The sequence below is a fragment of the Streptomyces sp. NPDC058457 genome (assembly GCF_042720695.1).
Lineage (GTDB): Bacteria > Actinomycetota > Actinomycetes > Streptomycetales > Streptomycetaceae > Streptomyces.
Genome location: NZ_JBHXLU010000037.1, coordinates 1 through 23,380, shown reverse-complemented (window position 1 = coordinate 23,380; position 23,380 = coordinate 1). Strand labels below are relative to the sequence as shown.

Annotated in this window: 21 protein-coding genes and 2 pseudogenes; 10 read left to right on the top strand and 13 right to left on the bottom strand. The window is 72.6% G+C overall.

Annotated elements, in window-relative coordinates; genetic code table 11:
* The first annotated feature begins 17 nt into the window (after positions 1–17).
* The 3 genes from ACFWPS_RS26910 to ACFWPS_RS26900 all read left to right on the top strand — a co-directional run bounded on the left by ACFWPS_RS26910 (position 18) and on the right by ACFWPS_RS26900 (position 5,594).
* Positions 18–1,502: a cytochrome P450 gene (locus ACFWPS_RS26910; RefSeq protein WP_383708861.1), complete on the top strand. Its 1,485-nt coding sequence runs from the start codon at positions 18–20 to the stop codon at positions 1,500–1,502.
* Positions 1,477–2,493 carry a (-)-alpha-amorphene synthase gene (locus tag ACFWPS_RS26905; protein WP_383708859.1) on the top strand — a complete coding sequence of 339 codons (1,017 nt, stop codon included), beginning with the start codon at positions 1,477–1,479 and terminating at the stop codon, positions 2,491–2,493. The genes ACFWPS_RS26910 and ACFWPS_RS26905 overlap by 26 nt, the downstream gene beginning before the upstream one ends.
* A gap of 188 nt (positions 2,494–2,681) precedes the next feature.
* The gene (locus ACFWPS_RS26900) at positions 2,682–5,594 is read left to right on the top strand and encodes an ATP-binding protein (protein ID WP_383708857.1); all 2,913 of its coding nucleotides are present in this window, start codon (positions 2,682–2,684) and stop codon (positions 5,592–5,594) included.
* A gap of 66 nt (positions 5,595–5,660) precedes the next feature.
* Here the strand turns inward: ACFWPS_RS26900 and ACFWPS_RS26895 are convergent, their stop codons facing one another.
* Both ACFWPS_RS26895 and ACFWPS_RS26890 read right to left on the bottom strand, forming a co-directional pair.
* Positions 5,661–7,214 (bottom strand): acyl-CoA synthetase, encoded by a 1,554-nt coding sequence (locus tag ACFWPS_RS26895; RefSeq protein ID WP_383708856.1) that lies wholly within the window; start codon positions 7,212–7,214, stop codon positions 5,661–5,663.
* Positions 7,211–8,320 carry a nitronate monooxygenase gene (locus ACFWPS_RS26890; RefSeq protein ID WP_383708854.1) on the bottom strand — a complete coding sequence of 370 codons (1,110 nt, stop codon included), beginning with the start codon at positions 8,318–8,320 and terminating at the stop codon, positions 7,211–7,213. The genes ACFWPS_RS26895 and ACFWPS_RS26890 overlap by 4 nt, the downstream gene beginning before the upstream one ends.
* 238 nt (positions 8,321–8,558) lie before the next feature.
* Between ACFWPS_RS26890 and ACFWPS_RS26885 the strand changes: the two genes are divergently transcribed.
* Genes ACFWPS_RS26885 through ACFWPS_RS26875 form a run of 3 tightly spaced genes read left to right on the top strand, consistent with a single transcriptional unit; the run spans position 8,559 to position 11,538 of the window.
* The gene (locus ACFWPS_RS26885) at positions 8,559–9,485 is read left to right on the top strand and encodes a 2-hydroxyacid dehydrogenase (RefSeq protein WP_383708851.1); all 927 of its coding nucleotides are present in this window, start codon (positions 8,559–8,561) and stop codon (positions 9,483–9,485) included.
* Positions 9,486–9,540: 55 nt separating this feature from the next.
* Positions 9,541–10,746 (top strand): acyl-CoA dehydrogenase family protein, encoded by a 1,206-nt coding sequence (locus tag ACFWPS_RS26880; protein WP_383708849.1) that lies wholly within the window; start codon positions 9,541–9,543, stop codon positions 10,744–10,746.
* Positions 10,747–10,758: 12 nt separating this feature from the next.
* Positions 10,759–11,538 carry an SDR family oxidoreductase gene (locus ACFWPS_RS26875; protein ID WP_383708847.1) on the top strand — a complete coding sequence of 260 codons (780 nt, stop codon included), beginning with the start codon at positions 10,759–10,761 and terminating at the stop codon, positions 11,536–11,538.
* 9 nt (positions 11,539–11,547) lie between these two features.
* Here ACFWPS_RS26875 and ACFWPS_RS26870 read toward each other — a convergent pair whose 3' ends face one another.
* From ACFWPS_RS26870 to ACFWPS_RS26835, 8 genes are all read right to left on the bottom strand, one after another.
* Positions 11,548–13,119, bottom strand: a complete 1,572-nt coding sequence (locus tag ACFWPS_RS26870; protein ID WP_383708845.1) for a phytoene desaturase family protein — start codon at positions 13,117–13,119, stop codon at positions 11,548–11,550.
* Between the two features lie 144 nt (positions 13,120–13,263).
* Complete coding sequence (locus tag ACFWPS_RS26865) at positions 13,264–15,498, bottom strand: tetratricopeptide repeat protein (protein WP_383708843.1); 2,235 nt, start codon at positions 15,496–15,498, stop codon at positions 13,264–13,266.
* A 126-nt stretch (positions 15,499–15,624) separates the two neighbouring features.
* Entirely contained in the window at positions 15,625–16,470 is an 846-nt protein-coding gene (locus ACFWPS_RS26860) for an oxygenase MpaB family protein (protein WP_383708841.1), read from the bottom strand.
* A 9-nt stretch (positions 16,471–16,479) separates the two neighbouring features.
* Positions 16,480–17,658, bottom strand: coding sequence for an acyl-CoA dehydrogenase family protein (locus tag ACFWPS_RS26855; protein ID WP_383708839.1), 1,179 nt, complete (start codon positions 17,656–17,658; stop codon positions 16,480–16,482).
* Positions 17,659–17,752: 94 nt separating this feature from the next.
* Positions 17,753–18,277 (bottom strand): cupin domain-containing protein, encoded by a 525-nt coding sequence (locus ACFWPS_RS26850; RefSeq protein WP_383708838.1) that lies wholly within the window; start codon positions 18,275–18,277, stop codon positions 17,753–17,755.
* A gap of 56 nt (positions 18,278–18,333) precedes the next feature.
* Positions 18,334–18,675: a hypothetical protein gene (locus tag ACFWPS_RS26845; protein ID WP_383708836.1), complete on the bottom strand. Its 342-nt coding sequence runs from the start codon at positions 18,673–18,675 to the stop codon at positions 18,334–18,336.
* Between the two features lie 97 nt (positions 18,676–18,772).
* Positions 18,773–19,168, bottom strand: coding sequence for a ferredoxin (locus ACFWPS_RS26840; RefSeq protein ID WP_383708834.1), 396 nt, complete (start codon positions 19,166–19,168; stop codon positions 18,773–18,775).
* A gap of 57 nt (positions 19,169–19,225) precedes the next feature.
* A complete protein-coding gene (locus tag ACFWPS_RS26835; RefSeq protein ID WP_383708832.1) occupies positions 19,226–19,669 on the bottom strand; it encodes a universal stress protein in 444 nt (147 codons plus the stop codon).
* Between the two features lie 316 nt (positions 19,670–19,985).
* Between ACFWPS_RS26835 and ACFWPS_RS26830 the strand changes: the two genes are divergently transcribed.
* The gene (locus tag ACFWPS_RS26830; protein WP_383708830.1) at positions 19,986–20,651 is read left to right on the top strand and encodes a CBS domain-containing protein; all 666 of its coding nucleotides are present in this window, start codon (positions 19,986–19,988) and stop codon (positions 20,649–20,651) included.
* A gap of 135 nt (positions 20,652–20,786) precedes the next feature.
* A complete protein-coding gene (locus ACFWPS_RS26825) occupies positions 20,787–21,152 on the top strand; it encodes a DUF6479 family protein (protein WP_383708829.1) in 366 nt (121 codons plus the stop codon).
* A gap of 38 nt (positions 21,153–21,190) precedes the next feature.
* Here the strand turns inward: ACFWPS_RS26825 and ACFWPS_RS26820 are convergent, their stop codons facing one another.
* Both ACFWPS_RS26820 and ACFWPS_RS26815 read right to left on the bottom strand, forming a co-directional pair.
* Positions 21,191–21,646, bottom strand: coding sequence for an RpiB/LacA/LacB family sugar-phosphate isomerase (locus tag ACFWPS_RS26820; RefSeq protein ID WP_383708827.1), 456 nt, complete (start codon positions 21,644–21,646; stop codon positions 21,191–21,193).
* A 10-nt stretch (positions 21,647–21,656) separates the two neighbouring features.
* A pseudogene (locus tag ACFWPS_RS26815) lies at positions 21,657–22,131 on the bottom strand (NAD(P)-binding domain-containing protein).
* A 50-nt stretch (positions 22,132–22,181) separates the two neighbouring features.
* Here ACFWPS_RS26815 and ACFWPS_RS26810 point away from each other — a divergent pair.
* The gene (locus ACFWPS_RS26810) at positions 22,182–22,520 is read left to right on the top strand and encodes a LysR substrate-binding domain-containing protein (protein WP_383708967.1); all 339 of its coding nucleotides are present in this window, start codon (positions 22,182–22,184) and stop codon (positions 22,518–22,520) included.
* Between the two features lie 42 nt (positions 22,521–22,562).
* Here the strand turns inward: ACFWPS_RS26810 and ACFWPS_RS26805 are convergent, their stop codons facing one another.
* Positions 22,563–23,018, bottom strand: coding sequence for a MarR family winged helix-turn-helix transcriptional regulator (locus ACFWPS_RS26805; RefSeq protein ID WP_383708825.1), 456 nt, complete (start codon positions 23,016–23,018; stop codon positions 22,563–22,565).
* A gap of 240 nt (positions 23,019–23,258) precedes the next feature.
* On the opposite strand from ACFWPS_RS26805, the pseudogene ACFWPS_RS26800 reads away from it, so the two are divergent.
* A pseudogene (locus ACFWPS_RS26800) lies at positions 23,259–23,380 on the top strand (esterase); the annotation flags it as partial.

Below are 23,380 nucleotides of genomic sequence, written 5' to 3'. Positions count from 1 at the left end.
CTGGGCAGGAGGTTTCCATGAACGGTGCCGCGTCTGAACAAAAACGAACGTGGACGACAGGTACTGCTCCCGGCATATTCCCAATCCTCGGTCACGCTATCTCCTTATACCGTCGGCCGCTGGCGTTTCTGAATTCTTTGCCCGCGCACGGAGATCTGGTCGAGATACGGCTGGGCCCCCAGCGCGCCTGGATGGTGTGCCACCCGGAGCTGGCCCACGAGGTGCTCATGGACCCGCACACCTTCGACAAAGGGGGCCCGCTCTACGACCGCCTCGGAAACCTGATGGGGGACGGACTGGTGACCTGCCGTCAGTCCGCGCACCGGGACAAACGCAGACTGCTGCAGCCCGCGTTCCGGCCGTCCCACGCCGCCGCGTACACGGAACTCGTCGCCGAGGAGGCCGAGTCGGTGTGCGAGGGGTGGCAGGCGGGCCGGGCGGGTCAGGCGGGCTGGGCGGTTCCCGTCACCGAGGCGGCGATGACCCTCACGACCCGCGTGATCAGCCGGGTCCTGTTCTCCGGCTCACTGGACGACACGGCCTCCGCCCAGGTGCGGGACTGTCTCGCCGACGTCGTCCGCGGCCTCTTCGTCCGCACGGTCGTACCGGTCGACGCCCTGTTCCGGCTCCCGGCCCCCGCCAACCGCCGCTACCGGCGCGCACTCGCCCGTCTGCACGCCGTCATCGACACGGTGATCGCGGAGCGCCGGCGGGGCCCCGCCCGCGACGACGTCCTGGGCAGTCTGCTGGCAGCCAGCGGCGACGACGGGGCGACGGTCCTCGGCGACCAGGAGATCCACGACCATCTGATCACACTGCTGCTCACGGGCGCCGAGACCTCGGCCCTGTCCCTGGCCGCGGCCTTCAGTCTGCTGGCCCGCCACCCGGAGGCCGAGCAGCGGCTGCACGCCGAGCTCGACGCCGTCCTTCCGGGCGGACGGCGGCCCGGCCCCGGCGATCTGCCGGACCTCGTCCGCACCCGGTGCGTCGTCTCCGAGACGCTGCGCCACTCGTCCCCCGGCTGGCTCTTCACCCGCGTCACCACCCGGGAGACGGAACTCGCCGGACGCCGGCTGCCCGCGGGAGCCACCGTGCTCTACAGCCCCTACCTCCTGCACCACGACCCGTCGTCGTTCCCCGACCCCGAGCGCTTCGACCCCGACCGCTGGCTGCCGGGGCGGCCCACCGCCGGACAGCGGCGCGCGATGATGCCGTTCTCCGCGGGCAACCGCAAGTGCCTCGGCGACGAGTTCGCCATGGTGGAGGTCACCGTGGCGCTCGCGACCATCGCCGGCCGCGTGCGCCTGCGCCATCTGCCCGGGTACGTCGCACGGACACCGCGCCCCGCCATCACCCTGGGGCCGCGCTCGCTGGTCATGGCCTGTGAAGCCAGGCCGCGCATGCCGTCGGGCGAGTCGCGCCCGGTCCGCCGGCCTGCCACGGCCACCCCTTGCTCTCCGGAGCCCCGAACGGCAGGTGATCACGTTGTCGACAACGCATGAGGAAATCACCCTCGGCCTTCCGGACGGAACTCCCGTCGCCAACCTCGGGGACCTGATCGACGCCCACCTCCACGTGCCGTTCCCGTTCCAGCGCAACCCCCATGAGGCCGAAGCCGCGGCCGGCGTCGACGTATGGCTGCGGGTATGGGGGATGACGGACGATCCGGGCGTGGCGGCGATGATCGCCCGCACACGCCCCGCCGAGCTCGCGTCCTGCATCAGCGCCGACGTGGATTCCGGTCTCCTCCAGATCGTGGCCAACCAGATCGCCTACCAGTTCGTCTTCGACGACTGTGCGGAGGACCTCGGTCAGCGCTCGCCGGGCCTACTGCTGCCGATGCTGTTCGAAAGCATCGCGATCCTGCGGGACGGCCGGCCACCCCGCACTCCTCTCGGCGCGGCCCTGGCCGATCTCCACCGGCAGGTACGGGAACGCTGCACTCCCGCGCAGTCCGCCCGGTGGGCCTGGCAGAGCCGTGAATACGTGCACGGCCTGTTGTACGAAGCGGTCGCCCAGGCCCAGCCCTACCTCCTGCGGGCCGGGGACTGCACCTCCATCCGCTCCCTGATCGCAGGAGTCGAGCCGTTCTACCCCCTGTGTGAGGCCGCCCAGCCGGACGAACTGTCCCCCGCCGAACTCCACCACCCGGTCGTACAGCGACTGGGCCGGCTGTCGGCCGACGCCGCGGTATGGATACCCGACCTGTTCTCCGCGGTGAAGGAGCAGCGGGCCGGCGGAATGATCAACCTGGCTCTGGCCCACAAGCGCGAGAACCGTTGTTCCCTGCAAGCCGCCGTCATGCTCGCCATCAGGCAGATCAACGGCACGATCGAGGAGTTCCAGGACCTTTACGCCAAGGTCGAACCGGAGCTGAGCCCCACCGGGGTCGGCTATGTGGAGGGCATGATCGGCTGGATGCGCGGGTGTTACCACTGGTCCCGCACCGTACCCCGGTACTCGGATGTGGCGACGGTGCCCGCAGTTTCGTAGGAGCACCTGACGCGAGCTTGCGACTGCGCCTCCGCGACGCGGCGATCAGGACCCCATACCCGGAAGGCGGACATTATCCCTTCTGCAGTTCATGATTCACCCGATAGTACTCAGTCCGGCCTGCTCACACCGCGACAAGGCGTACGCTCGGCTGTCCCCGGGCCGAACGAAAGAAAGCGGTACGGCATATGGCAATGGAGCCGCGGCAACCGGTCACGGACCAAAAAACCCTGATCGAGCGCCGGCGGGAACTCCACGCCCTCGACGCCGCCTTCCAGGAGTTGCGGCGGACCCCGGGCAGCGTGCCGCGAGCACGGCACAAGGGACTGCTCGCTTTCACCGGGTCGGCCGGACTGGGCAAGACAGCCCTCATGTCAGAGGCGCGCGCCAGGGCCGCAGCAGACGGATTCACCGTGCTGTCGGGCAGGGGCGGCGAGGCGGAGCAGGGTTCGGCGTTCCGCGTCGTACGCCAGCTGATGCAGCCGTCATTGGCGAAGATGGACGAGGCGGAACTCCGTGCCTTCCTGGGAAGTTGGTACGACACCATCGCCGCCGTGCTCGGTCTCGAAGCGAGGGGGTCCGCTCCTGCTCCGGACCCCACCGGGGTCCGGGAGGGTCTGGACTGGGTCATGACTCGCCTCTCGGTGAAGAAGGCGCCCGTGGTCCTGCTCCTGGACGACCTGCACTGGGCTGACCCCGAGTCCCTGAAGTGGCTCACCTCCTTCGTGCCGCGGGTCGACGACCTCCCGCTGCTGCTCGTGGTCGCCTACCGGCCCGACGAACTCCCGCCGGAGGGCGGCGAACTGCGCACGCTCGTGGGACGCCACGGGGACCGCCCCCACGAGCTGGCGCTGCTCACCGCGGAAGGAGTGACCCGGATCGTCAGAGCCGAAGTCGGGGAGGCGGCACAGGAGCAGTTCTGCAGGGAGTGCTGGTCGGCCACCGGCGGGAGCCCCCTCGAGGTGGTGGAGCTCGCCATCAGGCTCGCCGAGCGGAAGGTGAGCGGTACCGAGGACGACCTGCCCACGATGCGTGAGCTCGCCGCAGCGATCAAAGGCCCGGGACTGATCGAGCGGCTGGAACGGCTCGGCACGGCGACTCAACGCTTCGCGCACGCGGCCGCCGTGCTGGGTTCGCCCTTCTCGCCGCAGCTCGCCGCGACCGTCGCGGTGCTCGGCGAGGAGGCGGCGACCGAGGCGATCCAGAAGCTGCGTGCGGCCCGGATCCTGTCCTACGGAAGGGACCTCGACGGCTCCCTCGAGTTCGTTCACCCGCTGATCGCCACGACGATCTACCGGTCCATCCGCCCGCCGGCCATCCGGGTCGGTATGCACAACGCCGCGGCGGTGGCCGTCCTGGCCGCGGGGCACGGTCCCACCGTCGCCGCCAGGCACCTGCTGGAGGTGCCCTGCGAAGGCAATCCGGAAGCGGTGGAGTGTTTCCGCGAGGCGGCGAGCCTGTACCTGCGCGCCGGAGCCACCGAGGCCGCCCAACGGCTGCTGACCCGCGCGCTGCGGGAGCCGCCCCTGCCCGAGGACCGTGCTGCGGTCCTCCACGAACTCGCGTGCTCCACCTTCCTGATCGAACCCACGGCCACGGTGCGGCACCTGCGCCAGGCGCTGGCGGAGTCCGACGTCGACCCCGATCTGCGCGCTTCCATCGTCTTCCGGCTGACGCAGGCACTGGCCCACACCGACCAACTGGCCGAGGCCGTGAGCGTGGCCACCGAGGAGGCGAGGAAGGCCACCAATCCTCGCGTCAAACTGCGCATGCAGGCCGATCAGTTCGTCTGGGGCATGTTCCAGACCGACGACCACGACTCACCCGCACGCTCCCGGACACTGACCCGGCTGGCCGAGCAGCTGCCCGGTCGCAGTCTTGAGGAACGCTACATCCTGGGACTGCGGGCCTGGGATGCCGTCCTGCGCGGCGAACCACGGCAGAGCATCCTCGCCCATGCCGAGAAGGCCCTGGCCGGTGGCATGAGCTGGACCGACGAGAACCGCGGTTTCGAGGTCCCCGCCTCGGTCGCGCTGGTCTTCATGTACGGCGACCAGCCACGGCGGGCCGAGGAGTTGTTCAGCAAGGGGATCGCGGAATGCGTGGCCATGGGCTGGCGTGGCTCCCACCTGGCCCTCGGCCAGACCCTCGCCGGTTACATCCGCTACCGCCGCGGCTGTCTGGCCGAGGCCGAGGAGCTGGTACGGGGAGGCCTGCAGATCGCCGACAAGGTGGAGGGGGCCGTTCCCGCCCAGTGGTTCGCCGTGGGCATTCTGATCCAGACGCTGCTGGCCCGTGGGCGCGTCGCCGAGGCGCGGGCACTGGCCGACGAGCACCACTTCGGTGCGACGGCGCCCAACGCCGTCATCTATCCAGACCCCCGCACCGTCTACGCCGAACTGCTCCTCGCCGAGGGACGGCACGCCGAGGCGGCGCGGCTGCTGGCCACGGTCGGGGAGTGGCTGGACGCGCGGGGCTGGCGCAACCCGGCCTGGTGCCCGTGGCAGCTGCGGCTCGCGTCCGCGCTCGCCCCCTCCGCCCCGGAGGAGGCGGTCGGCCACGCCGAGGAAGCCGTGCGGCGGGCCCGGGAGTTCGGTGCCGCCTCCGTCGTCGGGCAGGCCCTGCACACCCTCGCCGAGGTGACCGGCGGGCCGGCAGCGCTCGATCTGTACGCACAGGCCGTCGAACACCTGGAGCAGTCGCCCGCCGCCTACGAACTCGCCCGCGCCCAGATCGGCCACGGCGCCGCGCTGTCCCTGGGCGGCCGGCTCCAGGAGGCCGCCGACCGGCTGTACCAGGGACTGGAAGGAGCCGTCCACTGCGGAGCCGAGGCGCTCGCCGCCCGGGCCAGGGAGGAGCTCTCGGCGGCCGGGCTGCGGCCGCTGCCGTTGCGCTACCCGCAGGCGGACACGCTGACCGCGCAGGAACTGCGCACCGCCGAACTGACCGTCCAGGGACACCCGGTGGCCGTGGTCGCCAAGGAGCTGCGCCTCACCGAGCAGGGCGTACGGCAGCTGCTGTCCCGCGTCTACCGCAAACTCGGCACCGATGCCGCCGGCCTCGCCGGGTTCCTGGAGGCCCGGCACCGCCCGCGCCCCTGAGACGCCGGACTCCCGGGGGCGCCGGACTCCCGGGGGCGCCGGACTCCCTGAGGCGCCGGGCCCCGCTCACACCGGCCGGGTGCGCCCCTCCCAGTACGGGTCCCGCAGCCGCCGCTTGTACAGCTTGCCGTTGGGGTCGCGGGGCATCTCGGCGATGAAGTCGACGGTCTTGGGGCACTTGTAGCCGGCTAGCTGTCCGGCGCAGTGGGCGAGGAGGTCCGCGGCGAGTTCCGGGCCCGGCGCATGCCCGGGGGCGGGTTCGACGACGGCCTTGACCTCCTCCCCCCAGTCGTCGTGCGGGATGCCGAAGGCGGCGGCGTCGGCGACGGCGGGGTGGGAGAGGAGCACGGACTCGATCTCGGCGGGGTAGATGTTGACCCCGCCCGAGATGATCATGTCTATCTTGCGGTCGCGGAGGAACAGGTAGCCGTCCTCGTCGAGGTAGCCGAGGTCGCCGACGGTGAAGAAGTCACCGATGCGGTTCTTCTCCGTCTTGGCCTGGTCCTTGTGGTAGGCGAAGCCGCCGGTGTTCATCTTCATGTAGACGGTGCCGAGTTCACCGGGCGGCAGCCGGTTGCCGTCGTCGTCGAAGACCGCGAGTTCGCTGATGGGCCAGGCCTTGCCGACCGTGCCGGGCTTCTTCAGCCAGTCCTCGGCGGTGGCGAAGGCGCCGCCGCCCTCGCTGGCCGCGTAGTACTCCTCCACGCTGGGGCCCCACCAGTCGAGCATGGCGCGCTTGACGTGGTCCGGGCAGGGGGCGGCGCCGTGGATGGCGTGCCGCATGGACGAGACGTCATAGCGTGCGCGCACATCTTCGGGGAGGGCGAGCAGGCGGTGGAACTGGGTCGGGACCATATGGGTGTGGGTGCACTTGTGTGCGTCGATCAGGCGGAGCATCTCCTCGGGGGTCCACTTGTCCATGAGGACGAGACGGTGGCCTATGTGGAGGGACGCGCCCGCGAACTGGAGCACGGCCGTGTGGTAGAGCGGCGAGCAGACCAGGTGGACGTTGTCCTCGAAGGGGCGGATGCCGAAGATGCCGAGGAAGCCGCCGAGGTAGGCCTTCTCGGGGAGTCTGCCGGGCAGCGGGCGGCGGATGCCTCGGGGGCGGCCTGTCGTGCCCGAGGTGTAGTTCATGACCCAGCCGAGTTCGCGGTCCGCGGGTGCCGACTCCGGCTGTCCGTCGAGGAGTTCGGCGTACGGCCGGAAGCCCTCGACCGTGCCGACCGCGTACCGGTGGGTGGCCGGGAGGCCGGCCTCGTCGGCGGCGTGGCGGGCCGGGCCGGCGAACCGTTCGTGGGCGAGGAGCACCTTGGCGCCGGAGTCGGCGACGATCCAGGCGATCTCCGGGGCGACGAAGTGGTGGTTGACCGGGACGAGGTAGAGGCCGGCCTGGGTGGCGGCCAGGTAGGCGGTGAGGAACTCGGGTCCGTTGGGCAGGACGACCGCGAAGGCGTCCCCGCGTTGCAGGCCCGCGGCCCGGAGGCCGTGGACGAGTTGGTTGGCGGCCGTGTGCAGGCGGCCTGCGGTCCATTCCTCGCCGTCGGGTGCGACGAGGACCGTGCGGTCGGGGTCCCTGGTGGCCTGGGCCCAGAATCCGGCGGGGGGCGTGCTGGTCACGTGCCGCTCCTTCCGGCGATGCGGTTGATGCGGTCGACGGCCTGTTCGAAGCCCCGGGTGAGGTCGTCGAAGACGGCCTGGACGCTGCGTTCGCCGGTCATGCGGCCGACGATCTGTCCGACGGGGGTGCCGAGCAGGGGCGCGACCTCGTACTTCTGGATGCGGGTGAGGGCCTCGGCGACGAGTAGGCCCTGGAGGGGCATGGGGAGGGTGCCGGGGCCGTTCGGGTCGTCCCAGGCGTCGGTCCACTCGGTGCGCAGCTGGCGGGCCGGTTTGCCGGTCAGGGCGCGGGAGCGGACGGTGTCGCCGGAGCCGGCGGCGAGGAGTTTGCGGGTCACGGCGGGCGAGGAGAGGTCGGCTTCTGTGACGGTCAGCCACATGGAGCCCAGCCACACTCCTTGGGCCCCGAGGCTGAGCGCGGCGGCCACCTGCTGCCCGCTGCCGATGCCGCCGGCTGCCAGTACGGGCAGCGGGGCGACGGCGTCGACGACCTCCGGGGTGAGCACCATGGTGGCGATCTCGCCGGTGTGGCCGCCGGCCTCGTAGCCCTGGGCCACGACGATGTCGATGCCCGCGTCCCGGTGCTTGACCGCGTGCCGGGCGCTGCCGGCCAGCGCGGCGACGAGGACGTCCTGGTCGTGGGCGCGGTCGACGATGTCGGCGGGCGGGGAACCGAGGGCGTTGGCGAGCAGCCGGATCGGGTAGTCGAAGGCGACGTCGAGCTGGGTCCGGGCGACCTGCTCCATCCACCCGGTGATGCGCCAGCCGGACGCCTCTCCTTCGGCGAGCTCGGGCACGCCGTACTTGGCGAGGGTGTCCCGTACGAACTGCCGGTGCCCTTCCGGGATCATCGCCTCGACGTCGGCCTCGGTGACGCCCTCCACCTTCTTGGCGGGCATGACGACATCAAGCCCGTAGGGCTTTGCGTCGACATGCGCCTCGATCCAGTCGAGGTCGCGTTTGAGGTCGTCGGGGGCGGTGTAGCGGACCGCGCCGAGCACTCCGAAGCCGCCGGCCCGGCTGATGGCCGCGGCCACGGCGGGAAACGGCGTGAAGCCGAAGACGGCGTGCTCGACTCCCAGGGTCTTGCTCAGCTCCGTCTGCATGGGCGCAGGATGCCGCAGTCGTGCGGCCGACGGAAGAGGTTTTCTGATGCCCCGTCAGATTCTTCGGCGGATTTCCGGTCGGATCTCTCCGCGCGCCCTCGTCCGGCACCCGCACCCTTTCGGCCCTCCATCCGGCCCCAACGGGCAATGTCCCCACGATCACATGACAGCGCGTCAGGCCGATGGTGATCGTTGATCAACAGGGGATCCGGTGTCGTCGTGTGATCGTGAGGGAGTCATGGGGCAGGTTTGGCTTCCCGCCCAGTTCACCAGCTTCACGGGCCTGCCCGACACCCTGCGGTACGCGCGCTGGGACGGCCGCGCCGACTTTCCGTCGGATCCGGGCCAGGTGGAGTTCTACGTCCCGCCCCTGGTCCAGGATCTCCGGACCATCAGCAGACCGCTCGGCCGGATGACCCGTCTCAGAGCGATGCAGGCGCTGAGCTCCGGTCACGACGGGCTGGGCGCGGAACTGCGCCGCCTCCCCGGCAGGGTCACGTTGTGCAACGCCAGGGGCACCCATGCGCCCAGCACGGCGGAGCTCGCCCTGGCCCTGATCCTCGCCTCGCTGCGGGGCACGGCGGAGTTCACCCGGTGTCAGGAGCTGCGGGAGTGGCGGCCCGCGGTGTTCTCGTCGCTGTACGAACGGACCGTCCTCGTCGTCGGATACGGCGCCCTCGGGTCCGCCGTGGAAGACCTGCTGGCGCCTTTCGGATGCGCGGTCGTCCGAGTCGCGCGGACCGGACGGCGGTCTCCGCGCGGGCCGGTGCACGCCGTGTCGCGGCTGCCGGAACTCGTCGCGGAGGCGGACGTGGTCGTCCTGACCACCGAGCTGACGGCGGTCACCCGTCATCTGGTCGACGCGAAGCTGCTGGCCGGGTTCAGGGACGGCGCGCTGCTGGTGAACGTCGCCCGGGGCGCGGTCGTCGACACGGACGCCCTGTGGGAGGAAGTGCGCGACGGGCGGCTCCGCGCCGCGCTGGACGTGACGGACCCCGAGCCGCTGCCTGCGGGCCATCCGCTCTGGGGCGCTCCCGGAGTGGTGATCACCCCGCACGTCGGTGCGCTGACGCCTTCCCTGTGGCCTCGTCTCGAGGCCCTGGTCCGCCGGCAGCTCGTGCGGTTCGCCGCGGACGAGGAGCTGGACAACGTGGTCGCCTACTGATGCCGCGAGAAGCAGGACGCCGACGGCGTACCGGACCGACAGAACAGGAACCAGCGTGGGCAGCGAACTCTCCGATCCCGGGGGCCGATCCGGCGCGTCCGGCGACCTCCCGCCCGTGGCGGCGGCCCGGGCGCTGGTTCCTCTCCTCGCCGAGCAGGCCGCCCGCACCGAGCAGGGCCGCCGGCTCACCGACATCGGCCTGACCGCGCTGCGCGGGGCCGGTCTGTTCCGCCTGGGCACCCCCGTGGCGGACGGCGGTCACGGTGCGGGCGCCCGCACCGCGGTCGACGTGTGCGAGGAGCTGGCGCGCGGATGTGCCGCCAGTTCCTGGATCGTGGGCATCGCCTACGGCGGCAACCTCTTCGCGTCCCAGCTCGCGGACTCCGAGCGTGCCGCCCTCTGGAAGGACGACCCGGACGGGTTCGTCTGCGGCACGGCCAACCCGTCGGGAACGGCCCGGCGGACCGCCGACGGCTGGGTGCTGAGCGGCAGTTGGCCCTGGATCTCCGGCATCCACCACGCCCCCTGGACGCTGCTCGGCTTCACGTGGACGAACGACGGGGGCGAGACGGAACGCGGCATGGGCCTGGTCCCCACGTCGGACCTGACCGTCGACGACGTCTGGTATGCCGCCGGGATGCGGGGAACGGGCAGCGACACGGCCGTGGCGGACGACGTGTTCGTGCCCGACGCACGGACGATCTCCCTGACCGCGATGGCGAACGGGACGTACCGGGACCGTCATCCCGACGAGCCGCGGATCACCTTCCACCTCTCCATCAACCTGCCGCTCGTGGCGACCGCGGTGGGGATCGCCGCCGAGGCGCTCCACCAGGTGGTCGGAGCGGTCGTGGGAGGCAGGCGGGCGGCCTCTCCGCTGTACCGGCTGGTCGCCGAGGCCCCGGCCCATCAGTTGAACGTGGCCGACGCCGCGCTGCTGGTCGACACCGCGCGGCTGCACCTGGCGCGGGCCGCCGACGAGTTGGACGCCCAGGCGCGTGACGGCCGCCGGCCCGGGCTGCGCGAGCGGGCCCGGATGCGCATGGACGCCGCGCACGCCGTGCGATGCGCCCGCGAGGCCGTGAGCCTGTTGCTCGACACCGCCGGGGCAGGGAGCTTCGCGGACGGGGCCGTGCTGCAGAGGGCCTGGCGGGACATCGAGACGGCCTCCCGGCACGCGGCGCTCAGCGTGCAGACCAGCAAGGAGATCTACGGCCGTGCCCTGCTGGGCGCCCCGCTGCCGGCGAGCCCGGTCATCTGAGAGGAGACGACAGTGAGCGCAGCGACGACCGACACCGGCGCCGGGGGCGGCGCACAGCCCCGGGTCGCCCTGGTCACCGGCGCCGGGCGCGGTATCGGTGCGGCCGTCGCCGGGCGACTGCACCGGCTCGGACTCCGGGTCGCCCTGCTCGACCGCGACGAGGACGCGGTCACCGCGCTGGCCGACGAGCTGGACCCCGGCCGGAGCACCGCTCTGGCCCTCGCGGCGGATGTGGGCGACGTCGCCGCGCTGGAGGACGCGGTGCGCACGGTCTCCGGTGTCTGGCACGCACCCGGCGTGCTGGTCAACAACGCCGCCCGTACCGTGCCGGGATCCGTGTGGGACATCGGGCTCGACGAGTGGGACGCCGTGCTGGCGACCAACCTGCGCAGTGTCTTCGCGCTGACCCGGCTGTGCGCGCCGGCGATGCGCGAGCGCGGGTGGGGGCGGGTCGTCAACCTCGCCTCGCTGGCGGGCCAGCAGGGCGGCACGCTCGCCGGGGCCCACTACTCCGCGTCCAAGGCCGGGGTGCTGGTCCTGACCAAGGTGTTCGCCCGTGAGCTGGCGCCGTACGGTGTGACCGTCAACGCGGTCGCACCCGCGGCCGTCGAGACGCCCGCGGTGGCGGAACTCGGCGCGGCGGCGGTGTCCGTGATGGCGGCGGGCATCCCTGTCGGGCGGCTGGGCAGGCCGGCGGAGGTGGCCGCCCTCGTGGCCCATCTGGTGGGCGAGGAGGCCGGATACGTCACCGGTGCCACGTTCGACATCAACGGCGGGGTGCACCTGCGCTGACGCCCGGGGTCACTCGTCCCGCTGTTCCAGCACCGCCATCGCCGCGTTGTGCCCCGGCACCCCGCTCACCCCTCCCCCGCGCACCGCGCCCGCCCCGCACAGCAGGACGTTGGCGTGCCGGGTCTCCACGCCCCAGCGGCCGGTGCCGTCCTGGGCGTAGGGCCAGGAGAGGTCGCGGTGGAAGATGTTGCCGCCGGGGAGGCGGAGGTCGCGTTCGAGGTCCAGGGGGGTCTTCGCCTCGATGCAGGGACGGCCGTCGGCGTCGAGGGCCAGGCAGTCGGCGATCGGCTCGGCGAGGTGGGCGTCGAGTTGGGCGAGGGTGGCCTTGAGGAGTTCGTGGCGTACGGCGTCGTTGTCGGCGGCGAACAGCCGGGCCGGGGTGTGCAGGCCGAAGAGGGTGAGCGTCTGGTAGCCGCGCTCGGCCAGGTCACGGCCGAGGATGGTGGGATCGGTCAGGGAGTGGCAGTAGATCTCCGAGGGCGGGGCGGCGGGGAGCCGGCCGGCCGCCGCCTGTTCGTGGGCGGCGGCGAGTTGACCGTAGCCCTCGGCGATGTGGAAGGTGCCGGAGAACGCCTCGTGCGGGTCGACGGCGGTGTCGCGCAGCCTCGGCAGCCGCTTGAGCAGCATGTTCACCTTGAGCTGGGCACCCTCGGCGGGCTCCGGGGCCGGGTCGCCGGTGAGGGCGGCGAGTTCCTGCGGGGAGGCCCCCACCAGGACGTGCCGGGCGGCGGCGACGCCCTCCCCGTCGGCGGTGCGGTAGGCGACCTCGGCGGCCCGGCCGTCCGTCTCGATCCGTACCGCCTCGTGCCCGGTGGCGAGCACCGCGCCCGCAGCGCGCGCGGCGGCGGCCAGCGCGTCCGTGAGCGCGCCCATGCCGCCGACCGGCACGTCCCAGGCGCCGGTCCCGCCGCCGATGACGTGGTAGAGGAAGCAGCGGTTCTGGCGCAGCGAGGCGTCGTGGGCGTCGGCGAAGGTGCCGATCAGCGCGTCGGTGAGGACGATCCCGCGCACCAGGTCGTCCGTGAAGTTCTCCTCGATCGCCACTCCGATCGGCTCCTCGAACAGCGCGCGCCAGGCCGCGTCGTCGTCGATGCGGCGGCGCAGTTCCTCGCGCGCGGGCAGCGGTTCGGTGAGCGTCGGGAAGACGCGTTCGGCGACCCGGCCGGTCATGGCGTAGAACCGCTGCCAGGCCTGGTACTCCGCCTTGCCCCCGGTCAGCCGTTCGAACGCCTCGCGGATCCGCCGCTCACCGCCGCCGACCAGCAGTCCGGTCGGGCGCCCGTCGCGCTCCACGGGCGTGTACGAGGAGACGGTGCGGCCGCGGACGCGGAAGTCCAGGCCGAGGTCGCGGACGATCTTCCTGGGCAACAGGCTGACCAGGTAGGAGTAGCGGGACAGCCGCGCGTCGACGCCGGCGAAGGGGCGGGTGGAGACGGCGGCGCCGCCGGTGCGGGCGAGCCGCTCCAGCACGAGTACGGTGCGGCCGGCCTTGGCGAGGTAGGCGGCCGCGACGAGGCCGTTGTGGCCGCCGCCGACGATGATGGCGTCGTAGGTGCGGGAGGGTTCCGTGGCAGCGGGCATGGTTCTTCGTAACACATGATGATCTAGGTGAGTAAGAGGCGTGCCGGTTCGCTCCGCGAGGAGGGCCGGTTTCCACGTGCGGGTTGTGTGTGGCTGGTCGCGCAGTTCCCCGCGCCCATTTGGGGCGCGTTGACGGGGCGCATTTCAGAGTCGACCTCCGGATGCGCGCTGTTGGCGTAGTACCGCCACCCTGCGGTACAGCTCCACCGCCTCGGCGCCCCGGCCCAACTGCTCCAGGCAGTGTGCCTCGTCGTTGCGGCTGGCCAGGGTGTCGGGGTGGTCGGAGCCCAGGACCCGTTCCCGGGCGGCGGCGACCCGGCCGTACTCGGTCAGTGCGTCCGACCAGCGGCCCAGCCAGCCCAGGCTCACCGCCACCTCGCGGCGGCTGACCAGGGTGTCGAGGTGGTCGGCGCCGAGGACCCGTTCGCGGATCGCGCACACGTCGCGGGACTCCGCGAGGGCCTCCTCCCAGCGGCCGAGGCGGCCGAGGTTGACGCCGAGGCCGTGGCGGGCGCGCAGGGTCTCGGGGTGGGCGGGGCCCTGGACGCGGGTGCGGTCGTCGATCAGGGCGCGGTAGAGGGTGAGCGCGTCGGCACTGCGGCCCAGGCGGCCGAGGCTGATGCCGACCTCGTAGCGGGCGGCGAGGGTGTCCGGGTGGTCGGGGCCGAGGGCACGGGCGCGGGCGTCGGCGACCTCGCGGTAGGTCTGCAGGGCCTCCTCCCAGCGGCCCAACTGGCCCAGCGCGTAGGCGACTTCGTAGCAAGTGACCAGGGTGTCGGGGTGCTGCGGGCCGAGCACCCGGGCGCGCGCCTCGGCCACGTCGTGGGCCATCCGGTACGAGTCCTCCAGGCGGCCCAGCCTGCTGAGGTTGAAGGCGAGGTTGTGGCGGCAGCGCAGGGTGTCCGGATGGTCGGGGCCCATCAGCCGCTGCCGGGCGGCGAGGACGGCCGTGTACACCTGGTGGGCGTCGAAGTGGCGGCCCAACTGGCCCAGCACGTAGGCCGTTTCCTGGCGGGCGGCGAGGGTGTCCGGGTGGTCGGCGCCCAGCACGCGCTCCCGGGCGGCGGCGACCTCGGTGTACTCGCGCAGGGCGTCGGCGGCACGGCCGGTGCGGCTGAGGGTGAAGGCGATCTCGTAGCGGCTGGCCAGGGTGTCGGCGTGGTCGGGGCCGAGGAGGTGGATGCGTTCGGCGGCGACGGCCCGGTGCACCTCGCCCGCCTCGGCCCAGCGGCCGAGCCGTCCCAGGCTGAGCCCGGCGTTGTGCCGGCCGGCGAGGGCGGCGAGGGCCTCCGGGGCGGGGGCGGGGACCGCCGGGAGCGGTTCCGCGACGCCGGTGGCCGGGCGGGCGATCCACTCGCCGGTGAGTCCGGCACCCGGGTCGGGCGGGGTGGTGCGCAGGGCGGCGCCGGTCGCCTTGTGGCCGGTGGTCATGCCCCGGGTCCAGGACGGCAGCCGGGGCTCGCGGGCGGCCGGTTCGGGGGGCCGGAGCCGGGGCTGCGCGGTGACGACGGTGGGGACGTACGTGGGTGTCGTCCGCCCGGAGGTGATCCGGCGGCCCAGTTCCCGGGCGTCGTACGGTCGTTGCTCCGGCCGTTTGGCCAGCAGGTCGAGGACGACCTTCTCGAACCAGCCGGGGAGCTCGGGGCGGTGGCTGCGCGGCGGGGCCGGCGGGGTGTCGCGGTGGCCGACGAGGATCGCCCAGGCGTCGTCGAGGTCGAACGGCGGTGCACCGGTGGCGATCTCGTACAGCACGCAGCCCAGTGAGTACAGGTCGCTGCGCTGGTCGACCTCGGTGCCGCCGATCTGCTCCGGGGACATGTAGTGCGGGGTGCCCATGGCGATGCCGGTGCCGGTCAGCCGGGAGGTGAAGCCGATGTCGTGGCCGAGGCGGGCGATGCCGAAGTCGCAGAGTTTCGAGGTGCCGTCGGTGAGCCGCATGATGTTCGCCGGTTTCAGGTCCCGGTGCACGATGCCCTGCTGGTGGGTGTAGGCGAGGGCGGCGGCGACCTGCTCGGCGATGTCGACGACGTCGCCGACGGGCAGCGGGTGGTGTTTGTTGTCCTCCATGAGCTGGCTGAGGTCGCGGCCGTCCAGCAGCTCCATCACCAGGTAGAGGATGCCGTCGTACTCGCCGAAGTCGTGGACGACGGTGACCCCGCGGTGGGAGAGCGCGGCGGCCACTCTCGCCTCGCGCCGGAACCGCTCCCGCAGGACGCGGGTGAAGGCCTGGTCGTGGTGCGGGCCGAGCGGTTTGAGGCACTTCACGGCGACCTGCCGGCCGAGGGACTCGTCGCGGGCCCGCCACACCTCGCCCATCCCGCCCCGCCCGATCAGGTCGAGCAGCCGGTACCTCCCCTGGACCAGCCTGCTGTCAGCCATCGCGCGCCGTCGCCCCCCCCGTCGCCTGCAGCCCCGCCCTCCCCAGGGGGTCGCCGTCGGGAAGCGGTCGCGTCGAGCCGACGCGTTCCGGTCCGTGACACCCCCCTGTCGGCCCAGTATGGCTGTCTATCGCCCGACTTTGTACGGTGCGGGGCGTGCGTCCGGGCCGAGCCTCGCGATGGCGTCCAGGATGTGTTTCGGCGGGAGTTGCCAGCGCAGACGTGCGGGAACACAGCGCAGCAGGGTGCCGGTGGCGTGCAGTCGGCGGGTGACGACGGCGGGTTCCGGGGCCGGTCTGCCGTACAGCCCGTGGGCGTACGGCGGCAGAGAGGCGTACGCGAGGTGGGCCACGCGCCGCCACAGCACCTCGCGCGCCGGTATCAGGAGGGGGTGCGTCGACGGGCGGAGCAGGAACTCGTCCACCGCGCGTGCGTCGGCTCCGAGGGCGAGCACGGGCCGTACCGACTCGAAGTACGCGGCCAGTGCGGCCCGGTCGCCGGGTACGGCGTCGGCGTCGAGGCCCACCAGGCGGGCGCGGGCACGCTGTTCGGCGACGTACCGGTCGGCCTGGGCGTCGGTGAGCGGGATGCCGGAGCGGCGGGCGACGTGCAGGTAGGAGTCGATCTCGGCGCAGTGCACCCAGAGCAGCAGGTCGGGTTCGTCCACGCCGTAGCGTTCGCCGGTGCCGGGGTCGGTGGCGCCCAGCATGCTGTGGATCTTCCGTACCCTGGCCCCGGCCCGCTCGGCGTCCTCGGTGGTGCCGTAGATGGTGGTGCGCACGTAGTTCGCGGTCCGCATCAGGCGGCCCCAGGCGTCGCTGCGGAAGTCGGAGTTCTCCATGACGCCGCGCACCGCGCGCGGGTGCAGTGCCTGGAGGTAGAGCGCCCGGATGCCGGCGATCCACATGATGGGGTCGCCGTGCAGGTGCCAGGTCACGGAGTCGGGGGTGAAGAGCCCGGCGTCACCGTCCATACCGGCAGGCTAACGCCGTACCCGTGGCATCCCCAGTCCGATCCACGAGATGATCTCCCGCTGGATCTCGTTGTTGCCGCCGCCGAAGGTGAAGATGACCGCCGAGCGGTAGCCGCGCTCCAGGTCGCCGTGGAGGACGGCACCGGCCGAGCCCTCCTTCAGCGGACCGGCCGCGCCCGCGACCTCCATCAGCCAGGCGTAGGCGTCGCGGCGCGCCTCGGAGCCGTAGACCTTGACGGCGGAGGCGTCCTGCGGGGTGAGGGTGCCCTCCTGGACGGCGGTCACCATCTGCCAGTTGAGGAGCTTCATGGCGTCCAGCCGGGTGTGGGTCTGTGCGAGGCGGCGGCGCACCCAGGGCAGGTCGATCACCCGGCGGCCGTCGGTGAGCTTGGTCTCCATGGCCCAGCGCTGCACGTCGTGCAGGGCGCGGATGGCCATGGTGCCGTGGGCGGCGAGGGTGACGCGCTCGTGGTTGAGCTGGTTGGTGATCAGCCGCCAGCCGTGGTTCTCCTCGCCGACCCGGCGGGAGACGGGGACGCGGATGTTCTCGTAGTAGCTGGCCGTGGTGTCGTGCGAGGCGAGGGTGTTGATGACGGTGCATGAGTAGCCGGGGTCGGTGGTCGGCACCAGGAGCATGGTGATGCCCTTGTGGGGTGGGGCCCCGGGATCGGTGCGGGTGGCGAGCCAGACCCAGTCGGCCGTGTCGCCGTTCGTCGTCCAGATCTTCTGGCCGTTGACGACGTACTCGTCGCCATCCCGTACGGCCCTGGTCTTCAGGGCGGCCAGGTCGGTGCCGGCGTCGGGCTCGCTGTAGCCGATGGCGAAGTCGATCTCGCCGCAGAGGATGCGGGGCAGGAAGTACGACTTCTGCTCGTCGGTGCCGTACCGCATGATCGTCGGGCCGACGGTGTTCAGCGCCATCAGCGGGAGCGGTACGCCGGCCTGGGCGGCCTCGTCGAAGAAGATGAACTGTTCCATCGCGGTCAGGCCGCGGCCGCCGTACTCCTTGGGCCACCCCACGCCGAGCCAGCCGTCGGCCCCCAGCCGGCGGACGGTCTCCCGGTAGAAGCGTTTCTGCGCGGCCGGGTCGGCGTAGCGGGCGTAGGCGTTCTCCGGCACCAGGCCGGCGAAGTAGGTGCGCAGTTCGGTGCGCAGCCGCTGCTGCTCGGGCGTGTGGTCGAGGTGCACGGCGCCTCCAGGCTCCCCAAGGGCGGTCCTGACGGCGCACACCGTAGAACGTGTTCCAGAAATTGGGAATGGAGGCGGCTCACCGCGACCGGTGTCAGGACTGGCCGGGCGCCAGCGGGCTGCCGTGCAGGGAGCCGAGCACCTCGGGGCCCAGGACCTTCAGCAGCGGCTCGGTGAAGACGCCGTCCACGAGGACGAACGCCATCCGGGCCGGCGTGTCCGTGCGGTTCTCCCAGCGGTGGTCGGTGCCGCGCTGGATCACCACGTCTCCGGCGCGCAGTATCCGCTCGGAGTCGTCGAGGACGAGGACGACCTCGCCGTCCAGGACGATGCCGTAGTCCACGGTCTGCGTCCGGTGCGTAGGGGAGACACAGCCCGGCGGGAACTCGTTGACGCGGATCTTGGTGCCGCCGGGGGCCGGCGGCACGGTCAGGTCGCGCTCCGTGGGCTCGGGCTCGTCCGCCGCGAGGGGTGCCGGTACGGAGTCGGTGTTCCACATCTCGTAGAAGGCGGCGCCGTCCGGAGCGGTACGGATGACGGGCGGCTCGCCGTCGGAGAGGAACACGGAGGTGCCCGTCTCGTCGTGACCGGTGACGATCCGGCGGGGCGGCTGGCTCATGGCGGCGCTCCTCTTCTGGCACGCGGGAGGCTGGGGCGGACGGTACTGCTGTCACGCTAGGCAGCCCGGCGGTGCGGCGGAAATGCGCATCGGCGATGCCAGGCATCGGGTGGCCGGGTCGCCGGGCAGCCGAAGAAGGCGGGTCGCAGGTCGGGGTCGGCCGGCTCCAGGGGGTTCGCCGAGACCGACCGCGCCCACGGGATGCCGGACGCGGCGAGGGACGGGTCCGCGCCGGCGTTGTCCACCCCGATCAGGTCGGGGCGCACCTCGTCGATGACGGCGCGCAGCCGGGGCTGGACGCACTCGGCGGCCCGCTCCGGCTCGGCCCACCGCGGCCGGATCGCCGTGCGGTCCTGTTCCAGGGTGGAGCCGCGGAAGCGCACGGCGTTCTCGCGCACCCAGGCGGTCCACCTCGTGCCGCGGCCCTGGCTGATGCGGCCGCCCACACCGGACCGGGCGGCGGCATCGCCGGACCTGATGGCGGGACCCCCGGTGTCAGCTTCCGGGGCCCGGCGCCGAGCCGAGCGCCGCCGTGAAGTCCGCGCAGGCCGCGGCGCACGCCCGGCAGGCGGCCGCGCTCGGCTCGGCGCCGGGCCTGGCGTCGAAGGCCCGCGCGCAGTCGAGACAGACCGTACGGCACCACTCCAGCTGGACGCGCAGACCGGCCGCGTCCCGGCCGGTCTCCTCGGTCAGCGCCCGGCAGGTGGCGTCGCACACCTCGGCGCACATGATGCCCGTGCGCCGGTGCCGTTCCGCCTCGGCGGTCCCGCCCGGATCCGGCACGCCGGCCCGCAGCACGCACATCCGGGCGCACTCCGCGCAGGCCTGGGCGCACGCGAACCGGTCCTCGAGGAACCGGTACACGTCCCGCTGAGAAGACGTCCACGTCATGCGGCCCGGGTAACCAGCACGCGGCGTCGGCAAACGCCGCGACGCACGGGCCGCGGATCAGTCCTGTTCCGCGCGGACGATCACGACCGGACAGGTGGCGTGCTGGGACACCTGCTGGCTGACGGAACCGAGCAGGGCGCGGGCGAACCCGCCCCGCCCGCGGCTGCCGACGACCAGGGCCTCGGCGCCCTCCGCGGCCCGCAGCAGCACATCGGTGGTGTTGCCGTGCACCAGGTGGGAACGGACCGAGTCCGCCTGGTCCGCGCCGAGCACGTCGGTCAGTTCCTGCCGCATCCGGTCCCGGGCCTCCTCCGCGTCGACGTCCATGTCCACGGCGGGTCCCGACCATCCGTACAGCCCCGGCAGCTCCCACACGGTGACCGCCTCCACGACGCCGCCGACGAGGCCGGCGTACCGAAGGGCCCAGCGCAGTGCCGCGTAGGAGGACGGCGACCCGTCGACACCGACCACGACCCGTCGCTCGGTGACATCCCTGTCCATGCGTTGCACCTCTCCTCGGGCGTTCGGCCGGCCCCCCTCCTCCACGCTGCGCGTCCGGCGGCCGCACCGCCAGAGAAGTGCGGCCGGCGGCATGACACGGCCCGCCGGCCGCCGCACTTGCGGCGCACGGTGAATTCCGGGCCGGTCGGCCCTGGTGGAGCGGGCGATCCCGTGGTGTGCTGGAGGTGACGGGAAGGACCCGCAGTGACGCGGAGAAGCGGTCGGCCACGGCCGCGCACCGCGCAATCAGGATCCGCGAGAAGTGGATGGCGTCCTTCCCGCCCTCTCGTGATCGGCGGGATCCGAGGAGGCAACCATGCACGGCAGCCCGCACACCGTCGGCGACGTGATGACCCGCACCCCCGTCTCCGTCGGCCGTGACACCCCGTTCAAGGACGTCGTCGCGCTGATGGACCGGTGGAAGGTCGGTGCCCTCCCCGTGCTGGAGGGCGAGGGCAGGGTGGTCGGCGTCGTGTCCGAGGCCGACCTGCTGTTCAAGGAGGAGTTCCGGGACCGGGATCCGGACCGGTTCGTCGAGCGGGCGCGGCCCGCCGACGTGGCCAAGGCCGGCGGGGTGACCGCCGGGGAGCTGATGAACGCGCCCGCGGTGACGGTGCACGCCGACGCCACCCTGGCGGAGGCCGCGCGCATCATGGCGCGGCGCGGGGTCAGGCGGCTGCCCGTCGTCGACAGCGGGGGCGTGCTCAAGGGCATCGTCAGCCGGGCGGACCTGCTGAAGGTGTTCCTGCGTGCGGACGAGGAACTGACCGAGGAGGTGCGCCGGCAGGTCGTCGACCGCCTGTTCCCGCTGTCCGCCGACCACATCCGGGTCGAGGTCAGCGAGGGGGTCGTCACCCTGACCGGCTGGATCGACAGCCCGGAACCGGCGCCGGTCGCCGAACGGCTGGCCCGAGCCGTGGAGGGCGTGGTCGACGTGCACTGCCGCCTCTGCCCGGTCTCTGTCCGCGACGATCCGCACTGACGCCCGGCCGGCCGCCCCGGCCTGCCACCGTCAGCCAGCCATCGTCGGCCGACCGCTGTCGCTGTCGCCCGCTGTGTGCGATCAGCCACCGAATGCGTCCGGTTCGTACCGTTCTGGATGGGGTATTCCTTTGCTATGAGTACGGAACCGATGCAGCTGGCCGCTCCCAGCGGCCTTTTGAGTCTCGCGCTCTTCGTGGTGGCCGTGGCCGTGCTGGCGATGCTCGCCGGGGGCTTCTGGCTGGGCAACCGGGTCAAGTACCGCGAGTCGCCCCGGCCGCGCCCCGAGGAGCAGCCGAAACTGCCGCCGGAGGGCGCGGTGCACGAGGTCCGGGAGAACCGCGAGTCGGAGGAGATCCCTCAGATCCCCAAGGGCGGCCGTCCGCTCACCCCGTACGAACTCAGCAACCAGCAGACCAGGCCGAGCGCGTCGAAGGACCGGCCACGCTGGAGTCCGGGCTCCAGCGGCTCGTTCGGCGGCGGCGGGCTCGGCGCCCACTGACCCGGGGGCAGCCCACCGCACGGCCCTCCGGCCAGTCCCTAGACAGTCCCCCGGCCCGCGTCGAGCCGCCCGACGTGGGCCACGTTCCCGAGGTCCTCGGCGTCCTGGCTCGGCGTGGCCGTGAACCAGGCGTCGAGGATCTCCTTGAGCACCGGCTGCGAGGTCAGGCGCAGGCCGAGGGCGAGGACGTTGGCGTCGTTCCAGCGGCGGGCGCCGTCGGCGGTGTAGGCGTCGGCGCACAGGGCGGCGCGGACGCCGGGCACCTTGTTGGCGGCGATCGAGGCGCCGGTGCCGGTCCAGCAGCACACCACCGCCTGGTCCGCGGCGCCGGCGGCGACGTCACGGGCGGCCGCCTCCGCGCAGACGGCCCACTGCGGGTCGGCGCCGGGTTCCAGCGCACCGTACGTGCGCACCTCATGGCCGCGGCGGCGCAACTCCTCGACGAGGAGGCGGGCCACGGGTTCGTCCATGTCGGAGGAGACGGAGATCCGCATGCCCCGGAGCCTAGTCGGTGGACGGCGGCGGCACGGTGTCCGTGCGGGCCTCGATGGCGGTGAGGACCGAGGACATGTCCAGGCGGGCGTTGCCCAGCCGTACGCTCTCGCCGTAGAGCTCGCTGCTGAGGTCGAGCATGGGCGTGGCGATCCCGGCCGCGCGGGCCGCGTCGGCGATGAGCCGGGTGTTGGCATAGGCGTCGGCGGTGGCGGCCTGCACCGTGAAGTCGTGGGCCGCGAGCATCGAACTCCGGGCCGCCCCGGCCGAGGACCGTGTCCGTCACCGACTCGTCGAGCAGCATGACGATCACGACACGGGCATGGGCGAAGACCTCCTCGGCGCTCGCCGCCACCCGCGCCCCGGCCGCCCGCAGCGCCTCCGCACGCCCGGGCGTCCGGTTCCACACGATGAGCGGGGTGCCGGACCGGGCCAGGTTGAGTGCCATGGGCTGCCCCATCACCCCGAGCCCGACGAAGCCGTACATCGGGGCACCGGGGCTACCGGTAGCTTGCGTCATCGTCGCAACTCACCGGCATCACCGGCATCACCGGCATCACCGGCATCACCGGCACTGTACGGCGCTACTGGTGCACGGCCTCTTCGCCAGACACCTCACCGCTCACCGCGCGGGCCGCCGTCACGGTGCCGAACCTCTACGCGGTGCTGTCGGCGGTCAGCGCCGGCGCCGGATACAGCGCGCTGCCCCGCTCGCCGTGCCAGGAGTACCTGGGCTCCGGACGCCCGACCCTGCTGCACGAACCGGCGGAACCGCCGCTCAACACCCTCTTCCTCGTGCAGCTGCCGGGCTCCGACGCCAACCCGGACGTCGCACGGGTCCGCGAGCGCCTCCGGGCGGCCGCCCGCGCCTGGTGACCCGCGCCCGGCGAGAGGGGCCCGGTGAGATGAGAGGGGCCGTCAGCCGTCGGAGACGTTCGCGGTGAGCAGGCGCAGCAACTGCTTCGCCGTGGCGTCCTGCTCGGGCGTCAGGCCCATGGCGTCCCCGATGGCGACGGGGACGGACCGGGCGCGGTCCCGGAGCCGGACGCCGTCCTCGGTCAGCCGGACGGCGACGGACCGTTCGTCGTCGGGGCGCCGTTCCCGGGTGACCAGTCCGCTCGCCTCCAGGCGTTTCAGCAGCGGGGAGAGCGTGCTCGACTCCAGCTGCAGCGCGGCACCGAGCTCGCGCACGGACACCGAGTCCTGGTCCCAGAGGAGGAGCATCACCAGGTACTGCGGATAGGTCAGCCCCAGTTCGTCCAGGAGCGGCCGGTAGCGCGCGGTCACGGCGCGGGAGGCGGCGTACAGCGCGAAGCAGAGCTGGTCGTCGAGGAGGAGCGAGCCCTCGGCCGGCTCGGCGGCGGTGCGGTCCACGGGGCGACTCCTGGTTCCGGTGGTTCCTGCGGTGTTCACAGCCGTTCACCACCCTAGCTTTCCGGTCTCCTCGACCCTATGGAGCCCAAACACTTCGCATCCTATTATATCGGACACAAACAGATCGACCAACAACAAGTAGTGCACGACTTAGTCGTGCGCTATTCTTCTTGTTGTGCCGCCGCCCCGGCGAAGACCGCCGGCCGCCCTGTGCGCGGCACCCGAACCGAGGAGGCCGTCATGACCGACGCCACGCCCGCCCGACCCGTGCTGGAGCCCGCCGCCCAGGCCTTCGTCGAGGCCACCGCGAACCCGCCCTACCTGTTCGACCTCGCCCCGGCGGACGGCCGCAAGGCCGTCGA

Bases quoted from the DNA above. Each gene is read 5' to 3' on its own strand.
- ACFWPS_RS26910 (WP_383708861.1), top strand. From the start codon at position 18: ATGAACGGTGCCGCGTCTGAACAAAAACGAACGTGGACGACAGGTACT.
- ACFWPS_RS26900 (WP_383708857.1), top strand. From the start codon at position 2,682: ATGGCAATGGAGCCGCGGCAACCGGTCACGGACCAAAAAACCCTGATC.
- ACFWPS_RS26890 (WP_383708854.1), bottom strand. From the start codon at position 8,320: ATGCAGACGGAGCTGAGCAAGACCCTGGGAGTCGAGCACGCCGTCTTC.
- ACFWPS_RS26885 (WP_383708851.1), top strand. From the start codon at position 8,559: ATGGGGCAGGTTTGGCTTCCCGCCCAGTTCACCAGCTTCACGGGCCTG.
- ACFWPS_RS26870 (WP_383708845.1), bottom strand. From the start codon at position 13,119: ATGCCCGCTGCCACGGAACCCTCCCGCACCTACGACGCCATCATCGTC.
- ACFWPS_RS26865 (WP_383708843.1), bottom strand. From the start codon at position 15,498: ATGGCTGACAGCAGGCTGGTCCAGGGGAGGTACCGGCTGCTCGACCTG.
- ACFWPS_RS26860 (WP_383708841.1), bottom strand. From the start codon at position 16,470: ATGGACGGTGACGCCGGGCTCTTCACCCCCGACTCCGTGACCTGGCAC.
- ACFWPS_RS26850 (WP_383708838.1), bottom strand. From the start codon at position 18,277: ATGAGCCAGCCGCCCCGCCGGATCGTCACCGGTCACGACGAGACGGGC.
- ACFWPS_RS26840 (WP_383708834.1), bottom strand. From the start codon at position 19,168: ATGACGTGGACGTCTTCTCAGCGGGACGTGTACCGGTTCCTCGAGGAC.
- ACFWPS_RS26835 (WP_383708832.1), bottom strand. From the start codon at position 19,669: ATGGACAGGGATGTCACCGAGCGACGGGTCGTGGTCGGTGTCGACGGG.
- ACFWPS_RS26830 (WP_383708830.1), top strand. From the start codon at position 19,986: ATGCACGGCAGCCCGCACACCGTCGGCGACGTGATGACCCGCACCCCC.
- ACFWPS_RS26825 (WP_383708829.1), top strand. From the start codon at position 20,787: ATGAGTACGGAACCGATGCAGCTGGCCGCTCCCAGCGGCCTTTTGAGT.
- ACFWPS_RS26820 (WP_383708827.1), bottom strand. From the start codon at position 21,646: ATGCGGATCTCCGTCTCCTCCGACATGGACGAACCCGTGGCCCGCCTC.